This is a genomic window from Microbacterium jepli, from assembly GCF_047237905.1.
Classification (GTDB): Bacteria; Actinomycetota; Actinomycetes; order Actinomycetales; family Microbacteriaceae; genus Microbacterium.
This window is the reverse complement of sequence record NZ_JBDFLW010000005.1, coordinates 2,049,960-2,064,602: the sequence shown is the minus strand read 5'-3', so window position 1 is coordinate 2,064,602 and position 14,643 is coordinate 2,049,960. Positions and strand designations below refer to the sequence as shown.

General features: G+C 71.9%; 12 protein-coding genes. 1 reads left to right on the top strand and 11 read right to left on the bottom strand.

The window, feature by feature from the left end; translation table 11 throughout:
• Positions 1–8 precede the first annotated feature (8 nt).
• The 3 genes from ABC304_RS14050 to rpoZ all read right to left on the bottom strand — a co-directional run bounded on the left by ABC304_RS14050 (position 9) and on the right by rpoZ (position 3,648).
• Positions 9–2,051, bottom strand: a complete 2,043-nt coding sequence (locus ABC304_RS14050) for a primosomal protein N' family DNA-binding protein (protein ID WP_412932955.1) — start codon at positions 2,049–2,051, stop codon at positions 9–11.
• A 41-nt stretch (positions 2,052–2,092) separates the two neighbouring features.
• Positions 2,093–3,286, bottom strand: a complete 1,194-nt coding sequence (metK, locus tag ABC304_RS14045; RefSeq protein ID WP_412931522.1) for a methionine adenosyltransferase — start codon at positions 3,284–3,286, stop codon at positions 2,093–2,095.
• Positions 3,287–3,393: 107 nt separating this feature from the next.
• A complete protein-coding gene (gene rpoZ / locus ABC304_RS14040; RefSeq protein WP_127095418.1) occupies positions 3,394–3,648 on the bottom strand; it encodes a DNA-directed RNA polymerase subunit omega in 255 nt (84 codons plus the stop codon).
• 308 nt (positions 3,649–3,956) lie between these two features.
• Here rpoZ and ABC304_RS14035 point away from each other — a divergent pair, with 308 nt between their 5' ends.
• Entirely contained in the window at positions 3,957–4,829 is an 873-nt protein-coding gene (locus tag ABC304_RS14035) for an endonuclease domain-containing protein (RefSeq protein ID WP_412931520.1), read from the top strand.
• A gap of 136 nt (positions 4,830–4,965) precedes the next feature.
• Here ABC304_RS14035 and gmk read toward each other — a convergent pair whose 3' ends face one another.
• The 8 genes from gmk to pyrR are packed head-to-tail and all read right to left on the bottom strand — an operon-like array spanning position 4,966 to position 14,524.
• A complete protein-coding gene (gene gmk, locus ABC304_RS14030; protein ID WP_412931519.1) occupies positions 4,966–5,883 on the bottom strand; it encodes a guanylate kinase in 918 nt (305 codons plus the stop codon).
• A complete protein-coding gene (pyrF, locus tag ABC304_RS14025; RefSeq protein ID WP_412931518.1) occupies positions 5,876–6,727 on the bottom strand; it encodes an orotidine-5'-phosphate decarboxylase in 852 nt (283 codons plus the stop codon). The genes gmk and pyrF overlap by 8 nt, the downstream gene beginning before the upstream one ends.
• Complete coding sequence (gene carB / locus ABC304_RS14020; protein WP_412931517.1) at positions 6,724–10,011, bottom strand: carbamoyl-phosphate synthase large subunit; 3,288 nt, start codon at positions 10,009–10,011, stop codon at positions 6,724–6,726. The genes pyrF and carB overlap by 4 nt, the downstream gene beginning before the upstream one ends.
• Positions 10,011–11,162 carry a glutamine-hydrolyzing carbamoyl-phosphate synthase small subunit gene (carA, locus tag ABC304_RS14015; RefSeq protein WP_412931515.1) on the bottom strand — a complete coding sequence of 384 codons (1,152 nt, stop codon included), beginning with the start codon at positions 11,160–11,162 and terminating at the stop codon, positions 10,011–10,013. The genes carB and carA overlap by 1 nt, the downstream gene beginning before the upstream one ends.
• Positions 11,159–11,668 (bottom strand): PH-like domain-containing protein, encoded by a 510-nt coding sequence (locus ABC304_RS14010; protein ID WP_412931513.1) that lies wholly within the window; start codon positions 11,666–11,668, stop codon positions 11,159–11,161. Before ABC304_RS14010 ends, carA begins: the two co-directional genes overlap by 4 nt.
• Entirely contained in the window at positions 11,665–12,990 is a 1,326-nt protein-coding gene (locus tag ABC304_RS14005) for a dihydroorotase (protein ID WP_412931512.1), read from the bottom strand. Before ABC304_RS14005 ends, ABC304_RS14010 begins: the two co-directional genes overlap by 4 nt.
• The gene (locus tag ABC304_RS14000) at positions 12,987–13,967 is read right to left on the bottom strand and encodes an aspartate carbamoyltransferase catalytic subunit (protein WP_412931510.1); all 981 of its coding nucleotides are present in this window, start codon (positions 13,965–13,967) and stop codon (positions 12,987–12,989) included. Before ABC304_RS14000 ends, ABC304_RS14005 begins: the two co-directional genes overlap by 4 nt.
• Positions 13,964–14,524: a bifunctional pyr operon transcriptional regulator/uracil phosphoribosyltransferase PyrR gene (gene pyrR / locus ABC304_RS13995; RefSeq protein WP_412931508.1), complete on the bottom strand. Its 561-nt coding sequence runs from the start codon at positions 14,522–14,524 to the stop codon at positions 13,964–13,966. The genes ABC304_RS14000 and pyrR overlap by 4 nt, the downstream gene beginning before the upstream one ends.
• Positions 14,525–14,643: the final 119 nt, after the last annotated feature.

The following is a 14,643-nucleotide window of genomic DNA, read 5'->3' as shown; positions in this document are numbered from 1 at the left end:
CGGGTTCCTCACAGGTCGAGGTCGGGCACGTCGACCCGGACTCTGAGTGTATTGCGGGGTCCGGGCGGGCGCCCTTTCACCGGGCGGCGCGAGCGCAGGGCCTCCGCGACGACGGAGGCGCGGAGGCTTGCGGTGACGGCGCCGCCGTGGGAGTAGTCGAAGCGGACGAAGGCGCGGGAGGCGGGGCCGTCGGTGTCGGCGGGCCCCGTGAGCGGGCCGAGCACCGCCTCGTCGTCGAGAGCGGGCACGTCGGTGCGCAGCGTGGCGAGCGCGGTGTCGACCGCGGCGACCGTGCCCTCGACGGCGGCGACCCGCACCGACGGCGGCATCCGCAGCGGTGCGCGGTCGGCGAGCTCCGCGCGCGCGTAGGCGGGCTGCGTCCAGGTCGCGAGGGCGCGCGCGACGCCGCCCGTGACACCGACGAGGTGCACGGGCGCCCCGGGCGCGGCGAGGGCGGCGGCATTGGACCACCAGCGCAGGCATGCCTCGCCGATGCGCAGATCGTCGGCCATCAGCATCCGGTCGCCGTCCAGCAGCACGACGGCGCGGTAGCCGCCGACGGCGAGGGGCTCGGCCCCGCGGGTGGCCACCACCAGCGCCGGACGCGCGTCGACCTGCGTGACCGGGTGCTGACCGTCGGCGACGATGACCCGCACGCCGGGGAACGCACGGCCCAGCTCGTCGGCGGTGCGCTCGCTTCCGGACGAGGCCATGCGCACGCGTGTGGACTCGCAGTGGATGCAGTGCCACCCGACGGCGGCGCGACCGCACCAGCCGCACTCGGGGACCGCTCCCGGCCGTGTGGCGTGCAGCGGCCCGGCGCAGTGCAGGCAGCGCGCCGGCTTGCGGCACTCCGCGCAGACCAGCACGGGGGCGTAGCCCGGACGCGACACCTGCACGAGCACGGGGCCGAGGGCGAGCGCTTCGCGCGCGGAGGCGAAGGCGGCGGACGGCACGCGGGCGGAGCGCGCTTCCCCCTCGCGCGTGGCGCTCAGCACCACGCGCGGCGACTCGCGCCGGGCGGAGGTCACCTCGTGCACCCAGCCCAGTCCGACCAGCCGCTCGACGTCGGCGGAGCGCGTGTGGCCGGCGAACAGCAGCGCGCAGTCGTCGAGCTCCTGTCGGATGAGCGCGGCGTCGCGCGCGTGCACCCCGGGGCTGAGCGGCTCGGCGAGCAGGGCGTCGCCGTCGTCCCACATCGCGATGAGCCCGAGCCGCGCGACGGGGGCGTAGACGGCCGAGCGGTTGCCGACGACGATGCAGGGCGCGGCGGCGAGCGTGCGCAGGAACGAGGCGTAGCGCTCGGGGCCGCTGCGGCGCGCGTCGACGGGCACCGCGGCATCCGTCAGTCCCTGCGCGTCGATGACGTGCTGCACCTGCGCCTGATCGCGGTGGTCGGGCACGACGATGATGGCGCTGCGGCCGTCGGCGAGCGTGCGGGCGGCCGCCGCGACGAGCAGATGCGCCCAGGCGCCGACCTCAACGGGTTCTTCGCCCTCGGTCGGCCGGCGCGCGGCCGGCCCGGTGTGCGGCGGGGCGTCCACCGCCACCCGCTCGTTCGCGGCCAGGGCGGGTGCGAGCCGCGGGAAGACGCCGAGCACGTCGTCGGCCCACGCCTGCGTGTCGGGCGCGATGACGGGGACGGCGGGCGGGGCCGCCGCCGTCCAGACTTTCTCGACGCGGACCATGCGCTTGGGGATGGCGAGGCGGAGGATGTCGGATGCTCCGCCGGCGGCCCGATCGGCCGCACGGCGTGCGAGGCGGTAGAGGCCGGGCGTGAGCACGGGCATCGGTGAGACGACGGTGTCGAGCTCCGACAGCGGCCGGTCGCTCGGCTCCTCGTCGGCGAGCTCGACGATGAAGCCCTCGACCGTGCGCCCGGCCGAGCGCAGCGGCACCTTCACGCGGACGCCGGGTGCGGCATCCGCGTGCCACTGTGCGGGCACCGCGTAGTCGAACAGCCGGTCGAGCTGCGGCAGCGGCGAGTCCAGGAGCACGCGCGCGACACGGCGTCGGGTGCCGGCGGGCGGCGCCGGAGCGGTCGCCGGGATGTCGGGGATCCGCCCGCCGTCCGTCGGCTCCGGCGGTGGCGTCACAGGCCGGCGGCGGCGCGCAGCTCGTCGACGCGGTCGAGTCGCTCCCAGGTGAACTCGTCGAGCTCGCGGCCGAAGTGCCCGTAGGCCGCGGTCTTCGCGTAGATCGGACGCAGCAGGTCGAGGCTGTCGATGATGGCCTTCGGGCGCAGGTCGAAGACGTCGCGGATCGCGGCGGTGATGACCTCGTCCGACACAGTGCCGGTGCCGAACGTCTCGACATAGATGCCGACGGGCTTGGCCTTGCCGATCGCGTAGGCGACCTGCACCTCGACGCGCTCGGCGAGGCCGGCCGCGACGGCGTTCTTCGCGACCCAGCGCATGGCGTACGCCGCGGAGCGGTCGACCTTCGACGGGTCCTTGCCGCTGAACGCGCCGCCGCCGTGGCGCGCCGCGCCGCCGTAGGTGTCGATGATGATCTTCCGGCCGGTCAGGCCGGCATCGCCCTTGGGTCCGCCGATGACGAAGGGCCCGGCGGGGTTGATGTAGAACTTGACGTCGCCGTGCTCGAGCCCGGTGGCTTCGAGCACGGGTTCGATGACCTCGGCCCGCACGGCCGCGCGGAGGGCCTTCTGCGAGATGTCGGGCTGATGCTGGGTCGACAGCACCACCGACTCCACGGTGCGCGGGATCGCGCCCTCGTACCCGAGGGTCACCTGCGTCTTCCCGTCCGGCCGCAGGAACGGCAGCTCGCCGCTGCGGCGCACCTCGGCGAGGCGCTCGGCCATCCGGTGCGCGGTCCACGCGGCCATCGGCATGAGCTGCGGCGTCTCGGTGGTGGCGTAGCCGAACATGATGCCCTGGTCGCCGGCGCCCTGCTCGTCGCGGGGGTCGACGGAGCCGCCCTCGCGCCGCTCGAATGCGCGGTCGACGCCGGCGGCGATGTCGGAGGACTGCGCGCCGATCGACACGCTCACCCCGCACGAGTCGCCGTCGAAGCCGGTGTCGCTGGAGGTGTAGCCGATGCGGTTCACCACAGAGCGGACGATCGCCGGGATCTCGACGTAGGCCGACGTGGAGACCTCCCCCGCGACGTGCACGAGGCCGGTGGTGACGAGGGTCTCGACCGCGACGCGTCCGTTCGGGTCCTCGGTGAGGATCGCGTCGAGGATGCTGTCGGAGATCTGGTCGCAGATCTTGTCGGGATGCCCCTCGGTGACGGATTCGGAGGTGAACAGACGCAGCTCGGTCATCGGGTCTCCAGGTCGGAACGGGGGTGGGCACGAGTATGCCCCGGACAGCCGACAGCCGTCCGGGGCATCAGGACGGACCGCAACGGTCCGTCACAAAAGGGGTCGACTCACTCGGCGCTGCGCAGGCGCAGCTTGTCCTCGTGGATCTCGTGCATCGCGATGGTGAGGGGCTTGTCCTCGACGGTGGAGTCCACGAGCGGGCCCACGTTGTCGAAGAGGTTCCCCTCGTGCAGGTCGGAGTAGTAGTCGTTGATCTGACGCGCGCGCTTGGATGCGTAGATCACGAGCTGGTACTTGGAGTCGACCTTGTCGAGCAGGCTGTCGATGGGCGGGTCGATGATGCCCTGATTCGTTCCGGCCATGGGAACCTCCTGGTTCGGTGTCGATGAGCGGCCGCGCGAGGCGCAGGCACGCAATTTCCCCATTCTAGCGCGTCCCGGTTGCGAGCCCGCCCTCCCCGTGCCGACGCCTTGATCGTCTGCTTGAACGCAGGATCTGGCGCGGGCGCAGGACCGCACCCGCGGCATCCGTCCTCTTCTCATGCAAGATCCTGCGCTCGGTCGCGCTTCCGGCCGGTCACGGTTCCTCCCCAGGCTCAGTTCTCGGCGCCGGGACGGCGAATTCGGGGATGCTGCGGCCCCGGGCCGGCGCGCGGCGGCAGAGTTCGACCGTGCACTCTCTGAAAGACTCCCGCCGCTCGGCCGTTCTCGTCGCCGTGCGCGCGGGCGGGGGCGTCGTGCGCCGGCAGCGGCTCGTGCGCGACGGTCACAGCCCGCACGTCATCGCCGAGCTCGTGCGGGACGGGACGCTGTCGAGGATCCGCCGCACGTGGGTCGCCGCGGCCGACGCGGATCTTCTCGCCGCCCAGGCGGCTGCGCGCGGGGTGCTCATCACCTGCGTCACGGACGCGCGGCGACGCGGGCTGTGGGTGCTGTCGCCGTCGGGCCTTCACGTCGCGGCGCACGTGCACTCCGCGACGCCCCAGCTCGACCCGGGATCTGTCGTGCACTGGCGTCGCCCGCTCGTGCCGCGGCATCCGGATGCTCTGTTCGATGCGCTCGAGAACACGCTCGTGAACGTCGCGATGTGTCAGCCGTTCGAGGCGGCGCTGGCAGTGTGGGAGTCGGCGCTGAACAAGCGCCTGGTCGATCCGCTCGTCCTCCGCGGTCTCCCTCTGCCGAGAAGAGCGCTCAGGCTGCTCGAGCAGGCGAATCCGTTCGCCGATTCGGGTCTTGAGACATTCGTCCCGATGAGGCTCGCATGGATGCGGGTCCGCATCGTTCCGCAGGCCTTGATCGCCGGCCGCCGGGTGGACTTCCTGATCGGTGACCGGCTCGTCCTCCAGATCGACGGAGGCACGCATGTGGGGGCGCAGCGCGAGCAGGACGTCCGTCACGACGCGCAGCTCCTGCTCATGGGATACCGCGTCGTCCGCGTGGGCTACCACCAGGTCGTCGACGACTGGCCAGCTGTGCAGGACGTGATCATGCGAGCCGTCGCCCAGGGGTTCCACCGCCGGGACCAGGCCCGCTCAGGCCGGTGACGACGCGGTCGAGCAGAGGGTCTCGCGTGAGGAAAGGATGAGATGCCCCGATTCGGTCCTTCGCTCACGCGCGATCCTGCGCTCAGACGGCACGACGCCGCCGACGACGACGCCCTCGGAGAACACCCCGCGCAGCTCAGCCCGCGAGCGACACGACCTCGGCCGCGGCTCGCGCCACGTCGTCGTTCACCACGCGGTAGTCGAACTCCCCCTGAGCGGCGAGCTCCACCTTCGCGGTGCGCAGGCGCCGGGCGCGCTCCTCCGCGTCTTCGGTCCCCCGGCCGACGAGACGGTGGACGAGCTCGTCCCAGCTCGGGGGGAGGAGGAACACCAGCGTCGCGCTCGGCTCGGCCGCGAGCACCTGGCGGGCGCCCTGCAGGTCGATCTCCAGCAGCACCGTGCGTCCCTCGGCGAGCGCGGCGTCGATCGGACCGCGCGGTGTGCCGTATCGGAACCGGTTGTGCACCGTGGCGTGCTCGAGCAGCTCGCCGTCCGCGACCATGCGGTCGAACTCGGCGTCGTCGACGAAGTAGTAGTGCTCGCCGTCGACCTCCCCGGGGCGCGGCGCGCGCGTCGTCGCCGACACCGACAGCAGGATCTCCGGGTGGTGCTCGCGGATGTGCGCGGCCACCGTCCCCTTGCCGACGGCGGTGGGTCCGGCCAGCACCACGAGGTTGCTGCGGCCCTCGCGGGGGGCGGGCTGCGGCATCCGCTCGTCGAGGAAGTGCAGCAGGGCGTCGCGCTGGCGGATGCCGAGGCCGCCGAGGCGCTTGACCGGCGAGATGGCGAGCTGGGTCAGGATGCGGTCGCGCTTGCCCTCGCCGATCGCGGGGATCGCGGTGAGGAACTCCGTGACGCGCATCGCTCCGGCGGGCGACTCCGGGTGCTCGAGCGCCCGGCGCAGCAGCTCCTGCGGCGCGATGACGCGCATCGTCACGTCGCGCTTGAGTGCGGCGCGCTCCCGGCGGGCGGCGACGGCGCGACGGGATGCCGCGGCGCGGTCGACCTCGGGAGGCCGCGTGCTCGTGGCCGGTCGGGGTGTCTCGTCAGCCACGCAGGGCCTCCCGGTACAGCTCGGCGCGCTCCTGAATGCGCGCGGCGACGCGGTCGGGGCCGACGGCGAGGATGCTGCGGCTCTCGTTGGCGACGACGCCCGACGCGACGTACCCGAACAGGCGCTTCAGATCGCGCGGCTCGGCGCCCTGCGCCCCGAATCCCGGAGCGAGCACGGGCGTCCCGGCCAGCACGACGTCGCTCAGACCGTAGGAGCGGCGATCGACGGTCGCGCCGACGACCAGGCCGATCGAGCCGAGGGCCCCCGGCAGCCCGACGTTGTGCGAGCCGACGTCGCGCGCGACGCGCTCGGCGACGGACTCGCCGTCGCCTTCCGCGTCGGAGACGGCGGCGGACTGGAGGACGGATGCCTCGGGGTTGCTCGTCGCGGTGAGCACGAACGCGCCTTTCCCGTGCCGGAGCGCCGCGGTGAGCGCTCCGTGCAGGGAGTCGGGGCCGAGGTAGGGCGAGAGCGTGACGGCGTCGGCCTCGAGCGGCGCGCCGGGCATGAGCCAGGCGGCCGTGTAGCCCTCCATCGTCGTGCCGATGTCGCCGCGCTTCGCGTCGGCGATCACGAGCAGCCCGGCCTCGCGCGCGGCCGTCTGGACGTCTTCGAGCGCCGCGAAGCCCGCGGAGCCCCAGCGCTCGAAGAACGCCACCTGCGGCTTGACGATCCCGACACGCCCGGCGGCGGCCTCGACCACGCGCAGCCCGAACTCCCGCACACCGGAGGCCGAGGCATCCAGTCTCCAGGAGTCCAGCAGGCCCTGATGCGGGTCGATCCCGACGCAGAGCGGACCGTGCTCGTCGAGTGCGGCGCTCAGGCGCTGCCCGAATGTCGTCATCCGCGCTCCGCCCGGTCCAGCGCGTACTCCTGCAGGCTGCGCACCTTGAAGCCGTCGTGCATCGCGTCCATCGCGCTCACCGCCGCACCGAGCACGGCCATCGTGGTGAACAGCGCCTTGTCGCCGGCCACGGCCGCCGCGCGGATCTCGTAGCCGTCCGCACGCGCCGAGCCGCCCGACGGGGTGTTCACGACGATGTCGATCTCCCCCGCGTTGATCAGGTCGACGATGTTGCGCTCGCCGCTGTCCTGCGTCTCGCTGTACTTGCTCACCACGGTCACGTCGATGCCGTTGCGGCTGAGGATCTCCGCGGTGCCCTCGGTCGCGACCAGCGTGAAGCCGAGCTGCTGCAGACGGTGGGCGGGCAGGATGACGGCGCGCTTGTCGCTGTCGGCGACCGAGATGAACACGGTGCCCGACAGGGGCATGCCGCCGTACGCCGCCGACTGGCTCTTGGCGAACGCGGTCGGGAAGTCGCGGTCGATGCCCATGACCTCGCCGGTGGAGCGCATCTCCGGACCGAGCACGGAATCGACCGTGTCGCCTTCGCGGGTGCGGAAGCGCTTGAAGGGCAGCACGGCCTCCTTGACGGCGACGGGTGCGCCCAGCGGCACGCGCGAGCCGTCGCGCTCGGGCAGGAGGCCCTCCGCGACCAGATCGGCGATGCGCGCACCGGTCATGATGCGGCTGGCGGCCTTCGCGAGCGGGATGCCCAGGGCCTTCGAGACGAAGGGCACCGTGCGGCTCGCGCGGGGGTTCGCCTCGATGACGTAGAGCACGCCGGCGCTGATGGCGAACTGCACGTTGAGGAGTCCGCGCACGCCCACGCCCGCGGCGATGAGCTCTGTGGCCTCGCGCACGCGGTCGATGTCGCTGCGGCCGAGGCTCACGGGCGGCAGGGTGCAGCTGGAGTCGCCGGAGTGGATGCCGGCCTCCTCGAGGTGCTCCATGACGCCGCCGATGTAGAGCTGCTCGCCGTCGTACAGCGCGTCGACGTCGATCTCGATCGCGTCGTCGAGGAAGCGGTCGACCAGGAGCGGCAGGCCGGGGCCGATGATGGCCTGGTCGGCGATGCGCACGAAGTAGTCGCGCAGCGCCTCGGTCGAGTAGACGATCTCCATGCCGCGTCCGCCGAGCACGAAGCTCGGCCGCACGAGCACCGGGTAGCCGATCTCCTCGGCCACCGCGACGGCGCCGTCCACGTCGATCGCCGTGCCGTTGCGCGGGGCGACGAGCCCGGCGGTGTCGAGCAGGCGCGAGAACAGCTCGCGCTCCTCGGCGAGGTCGATGGCGGCGGGGCTGGTGCCGAGGATGCGGTAGCCCGCCTCCTCGATGCCCTTCGCGAGCCCCAGCGGCGTCTGGCCGCCCAGCTGGCAGATCACACCGAGGATCTCCCCCGACTGCGACTCCGCGTGGAGCACCTCGAGCACGTCCTCCAGGGTGAGCGGCTCGAAGTACAGCCGGTCGCTGGTGTCGTAGTCGGTCGAGACGGTCTCGGGGTTGCAGTTGACCATGACGGTCTCGTATCCGGCATCCGCCAGCGCGAACGAGGCGTGCACGCAGGAGTAGTCGAACTCGACGCCCTGCCCGATGCGGTTGGGGCCCGAGCCGATGATCACCACCTTCGAGCGGTCGGAGGGCGTGACCTCGGTCTCGAAGTCGTAGCTCGAGTAGTGGTAGGGCGTCAGCGCCGGGAACTCCCCCGCGCACGTGTCGACCGTCTTGTAGACGGGACGCAGCCGCATGGCCGTGCGGATGCCGCGGACCTCGGTCTCGGGGATGCCCCGCAGCTGCCCGATCTGCACGTCGCTGAAGCCGTGCTCCTTGGCCAGCAGTAGCGTGTCGGCGTCGAGCTCGTCGGCGGCGCGGACGGTGTCGGCGACCTCGTTGATGAGCACGATCTGGTCGATGAACCAGGGGTCGATCTTGGTCGACTCGAAGGCCTGCTCCGGGGTGGCGCCGAGGCGGAGGGCCTGCTGGAGCACCACGATGCGGCCGTCGGTGGGCACGGCGGCGATGCGCAGCAGCTCGTCGACCGAGCGGTCCTCCTCGCCCCAGTGGAAGCTCGATCCGCGCTTCTCGAGCGAGCGCAGCGCCTTCTGGAGGGCGGTGGAGTAGTTGCGGCCGATGGCCATCGCCTCACCGACCGACTTCATGGTCGTCGTCAGGGTCGTGTCGGCGGCCGGGAACTTCTCGAAGTTGAAGCGCGGCACCTTCACCACGACGTAGTCGAGCGTCGGCTCGAAGCTCGCCGGCGTCACGCCGGTGATGTCGTTGGGGATCTCGTCGAGGCGGTAGCCGATGGCGAGCTTCGCGGCGATCTTCGCGATCGGAAAGCCCGTGGCCTTGGAGGCCAGCGCCGAGGACCGCGAGACGCGCGGGTTCATCTCGATGACGATGATGCGGCCGGTGGCGGGGTCGACGGCGAACTGGATGTTGCAGCCGCCGGTGTCCACGCCCACGGCGCGGATGATGTCGATGCCGATGTCGCGCAGCTTCTGGTATTCGCGGTCGGTCAGCGTGAGCGCCGGGGCGACGGTGATCGAGTCGCCGGTGTGCACGCCGACGGGGTCGACGTTCTCGATCGAGCACACCACGACGGTGTTGTCCGCCGTGTCGCGCATGAGCTCGAGCTCGTACTCCTTCCACCCGAGGATGGACTCCTCGAGCAGAACCTCGTGCGTCGGCGAGTCGTGCAGGCCGGCGCCGCCGATGCGGCGGAGGTCGTCCTCGTCGTAGGCGAAGCCCGATCCGAGGCCGCCCATCGTGAACGAGGGGCGCACGACGAGGGGGTAGCCCAGCTTCTCGGCGCCCTCGATGAGCTCGGTCATCGAGTGGCAGATGACGGATGCCGCGACGTCCGCCCCCGCGTCCAGCACGAGCTGCTTGAAGATCTGCCGGTCCTCGCCGCGGTTGATCGCCTCGAAGTCGGCGCCGATGAGCTCGACGTCGTACTTCTCGAGGATGCCGTTCTTGTGGAGGTCGATCGCCGCGTTGAGCGCGGTCTGACCGCCCAGCGTCGGGAGGATCGCGTCGGGCTTCTCCTTGGCGATGATCGTCTCGATCACCTGCCAGTTGATGGGCTCGATGTAGGTCGCGTCGGCGAAGTCGGGGTCGGTCATGATCGTCGCAGGGTTCGAGTTGACGAGGATGACGCGCACGCCCTCCTCGCGCAGCACACGGCACGCCTGGGTGCCGGAGTAGTCGAACTCGCAGGCCTGGCCGATGACGATCGGGCCGGAGCCGATCACCAGGACGGAGTGGATGTCGTCGCGCTTCGGCATTACTTCTTTTCCTCCAGGGTGGTCACGACGAGGTCGCGGAAGCGGTCGAAGAGGTAGTTGGCGTCGTGCGGACCGGCCGCCGCCTCGGGGTGGTACTGCACCGAGAAGGCGGGGATGTCCAGGGCGCGGAGTCCCTCGACGACCTGGTCGTTGAGGCCGACGTGGCTGACCTCGACCGCGCCGTAGCCGTTCGGGCTCTCGAAGCTGCCCTCCAGGGGCGCTTCGACGGCGAAGCCGTGGTTGTGCGCGGTGATCTCCACCCGGCCGGTGGTCTTGTCGAGCACCGGCTGGTTGATGCCGCGGTGGCCGAACGGCAGCTTGTAGGTGCCCAGGCCCAGGGCGCGTCCGAGCAGCTGGTTGCCGAAGCAGATCCCGAAGAAGGGCAGGCGGTCATCGAGCACCGCGCGCAGCAGCTCGACGTGATCGCCGGATGCCGCGGGGTCGCCCGGTCCGTTGGAGTAGAACACCGCGACGGGGTCGATCGCCCGGATGTCGTCGATCGTGACGTCCTGCGGCAGCACGTGCACGTCGAAGCCGCGGGCGGCGAGGTTGTCGATCGTCGCCTGCTTGACGCCCAGGTCGAGCACGGCGAGGTTGCCGATCCGCTCCCCCGTCGCCGGGGTGACCTGCACGGAGTCCACCGACACCTCGGCCGACAGGTTCTGCCCCGCCATCTGCGGCGCCTCGCGCACGATGCGCAGCTGCTCGTCGACGGGAAGGGCCGCGGCATCCCCCGAGAAGATCCCCCCGCGCATGCTGCCGGCGGAGCGGATGTGGCGGGTGATCGAACGGGTGTCGATGCCGCTGATGCCGACGATGCCGTCGGCGTCCAGCGCGTCGTCGAGCGACTGCTCGGAGCGCCAGTTCGACACGACGCGCGCGGGGTCGCGGACGATGTAGCCGGCCACCCAGATGCGGCGCGACTCAACGTCTTCGCCGTTCATGCCGGTGTTGCCGATGTGCGGTGCGGTCTGCAGCACGATCTGACCGGCGTACGACGGGTCGGTCAGGGTCTCCTGGTAGCCGGTCATGCCGGTGGAGAAGACCACCTCCCCGAGGGTCGTGCCGCGGGCGCCGTAGGCGCGTCCGAGGTGGCGGGTGCCGTCTTCGAGGACGAGGACGGCGGGGTCTTTCGTGATCAGGGCGGTCATGCGTCGCTTCCTGTGGGAGTCGAGGGAACCAGGGGGCGCACCGCGTCGACGATCGCGCGGGCGGAGTCGTTCTGCGGGCGGAAGTAGGTGTCGACGATGCGGTCGTCGTCGATGAGCCACGACAGGCGGGCCAGGCCGTCGCGCTCGACCACGCGGTCGATCGCCACGGTGCTCTGGCCGACGCCGGTGAGGCGGTCGGCGGGGAGGAAGATCCGCGGCGACCCGGTGAGGTCGAGGGCGACGCCGGCGTCGGTCACCGTCAGATCGGCCTTCGAGCGGAAGCCGAGGCGGCGGATCGCGAGGCGCTCGAGCGGGTCGTCGTGGACGGTCGTCGCCACGTAGAGCCCGGAGAACTCCGCGAGCACCTGCGCGCCGGCGGGGGCTTCGCCGACAGGTGCGGCCAGGCCCGCGTCGCGTCGGGTGCGGCGCCACCACGCCCAGGCGAGCACGCCCAGGACCGCGAGCGCGAACAGGATGGTGACAAGCAGGGCGCCTTCGCGGCTCACGCGGACACCTCCGCGGCATCCTTCAGCAAGCCGTCGGCGACCGTCGCGCGGCCGCGGTGGATCGTCCAGCGCACCTCGCCGGGCAGCTCGCGACCGAGGTACGGCGAGTTCCGGCTGCGACCGTGCAGGTCGTCGGCCGAGAAGGTCCGCACCGGCGCCGGGTCGTACAGCGTCACCGAGGCGGGCTGACCGGCCTCGAGCGGCGTGCCGTGGCTCTCGAGTCGACCGATGCGGGCGGGCGTCCGCGAGAGGACGCGCGCGACATCCGCCCACTGCAGCAGTCCGGTGTCGACCATCGCGAGCTGCACGACGCGGAGGGCGCTCTCGAGCCCGACCATGCCGTTGGCTGCCGCCTGCCATTCGCACGCCTTCGCCTCGGCCGGGTGCGGGGCGTGATCGGTCGCGACGATGTCGATCGTTCCGTCGGCGAGGCCCTCGCGGACGGCGAGCACGTCCTCCTCGCGTCGCAGCGGCGGATTGACCTTGAAGCGCGCGTCGTACCCGCGCGCCAGCTCGTCGGTCAGCAGCAGGTGGTGGGGCGTCACCTCGGCGGTGACGTTCACGCCGCGCTTCTTGGCCCAGCGGATGATGTCGACCGAGCCGGCGGTGGACAGGTGGCACACGTGCAGACGCGAGCCGACGTGCTGCGCGAGGAGCACGTCGCGGGCGATGATCGACTCCTCCGCGACGGCGGGCCAGCCGGCGAGTCCGAGCTCGGCCGAGACGGCGCCCTCGTTGAGCTGCGCCCCTTCGGTGAGTCGCGGGTCCTGGGCGTGCTGGGCGACGACGCCGTCGAACGCCTTCACGTACTCCAGCGCGCGGCGCATGATCAGCGGGTCGAAGACGCAGAACCCGTCGTCGCTGAAGACCCGCACGCGGGCTCGCGACGACGCCATGGCGCCGAGCTCGGCGAGGCGGTCGCCCTTCTGCCCGACGGTCACGGCGCCGATGGGCTGCACGGTGACGTACCCGGCGGCCTCGCCGAGGGCCAGCTCCTGCTCCACCACGCCGGCGGTGTCGGCCACGGGCGAGGTGTTCGGCATCGCGAACACGGCGGTGAAGCCGCCCGCGGCGGCGGCCCGGGAACCGGTGAGGATCGTCTCGGATGCCTCGTAGCCGGGTTCGCGGAGGTGCGTGTGCAGATCGACCAGACCGGGGAGTGCGACGAGCCCGTCGGCGTCCACGACCGTGGCGCCGGCACGGCTGAGGCCGGAGCCCACCTCGGCGATCCGTCCGCCGTCGATGAGGATGTCGGCCGCGTCGCCTCCCTCGAGGCGCGCGCCGCGGAGCAGGAGGACCGGGGACTCGGAAGCGGGGCTCATCGTGCGTCGTCCTTCGTCTCGCGGTCGTCGTCGCCGGTCCGCTCCCCCGCCAGCAGCAGGTAGAGCACGGCCATGCGCACCGAGACGCCGTTGGCGACCTGCTCGAGCACGGTCGATCGCGGGGAATCGGCGGCGTCGGCGGAGATCTCCAGCCCCCGGTTCATGGGCCCGGGGTGCATCACCATGCTACCCGGCGCGAGGGCCGCCAACCGTTCGGCGTCGAGACCCCAGCGCCGGGAATACTCCCGTTCAGTGGGGAAATACGCCGCGTTCATGCGCTCCAGCTGGATGCGGAGCACCATGAGCGCGTCCGGCTCGTGCGCGATGGCCTCGTCGAGGTCGTAGCGGATCGTGACCGGCCAGCCCGAGACGTCCTGCGGGACGAGCGTCGGCGGCGAGACGAGGGTGACGGATGCGCCGAGCGTCGTCAGCAGCCAGACGTTCGAGCGCGCGACGCGGGAGTGCAGCACATCGCCGACGATCGTGACGCGCAGTCCATCGAGGCCGCGGCCGCGGCTGTCGTCGCCGAACCGGCGCTTGCGGATCGTGAACGCGTCCAGCAGCGCCTGGGTCGGATGCTCGTGCGTGCCGTCGCCGGCGTTGACGACCCCCGCGGTGATCCAGCCGCTGCTCGCGAGCGTCCGCGGGGCGCCCGAGGCTCCGTGGCGAATCACCACCGCGTCCGCGCCCATGGCCTGCAGGGTCTGCGCGGTGTCCTGCAGCGACTCGCCCTTCGAGACGCTGGACCCCTTCGCCGAGAAGTTGATGACGTCGGCGCTGAGGCGCTTCGCCGCGGCCTCGAAGGAGATGCGGGTGCGCGTGGAATCTTCGAAGAAGAGGTTCACGACCGTCTTGCCGCGGAGGGTCGGGAGCTTCTTGACCTCGCGCTGCTGCGTGTCGGCCATGTCCTCGGCGACGTCGAGGATGCGGATGGCGTCCGCCCGCGTGAGGGACGCGGTGTCCAGGAGGTTCCTCATGACTCGATCGTCACCTCTTCGGCCCCGTCGACCTCGGTCACGCGCACGTTCACCCGCTCGTCGCGCGAGCTCGGGAGGTTCTTGCCGACGAAGTCGGGACGGATGGGCAGCTCGCGGTGTCCGCGGTCGACGAGGATCGCGAGGCGCACGGCCGCGGGGCGGCCGATGTCCTGCAGGGCGTCGAGGGCGGAGCGGATGCTGCGGCCAGAGAACAGCACGTCGTCCACCAGCACGACGGTGCGCCCGTCGATGCCGCCCGGCGGGATCTGGGTCGGCCGCGGCGTGCGGGTGGGGTGACGGTGCAGGTCATCGCGGTACATCGTCACGTCCAGCGCTCCTGTGGGCACGGGCGTGCCGGAGAACTGCGACAGCAGGGCCCCGATCCGCTCGGCCAGCGTGACGCCGCGCGTGGGGATGCCCAGGATGACGAGGCCGTCGGGGCCGCGGTTGGACTCGAGGATCTCGTGCGAAATCCGAGTCAGGGCCCGGGTGATGTCGGCGCCGGTCATGACGACACGGGCGGTCCCGACACCGGGGACCGCAGAGGGCGTGCTCATCCGCCGCTCCCTTCTCCGCCTCACGGGACGGTGTTAAAGGTTGCTGTGGTGCTCGGTCCAGCCTACCGGAGCCGGAGGCCGCGGCATCCCGGGTCGCCTCGGACGGATGCCGCGGCGAC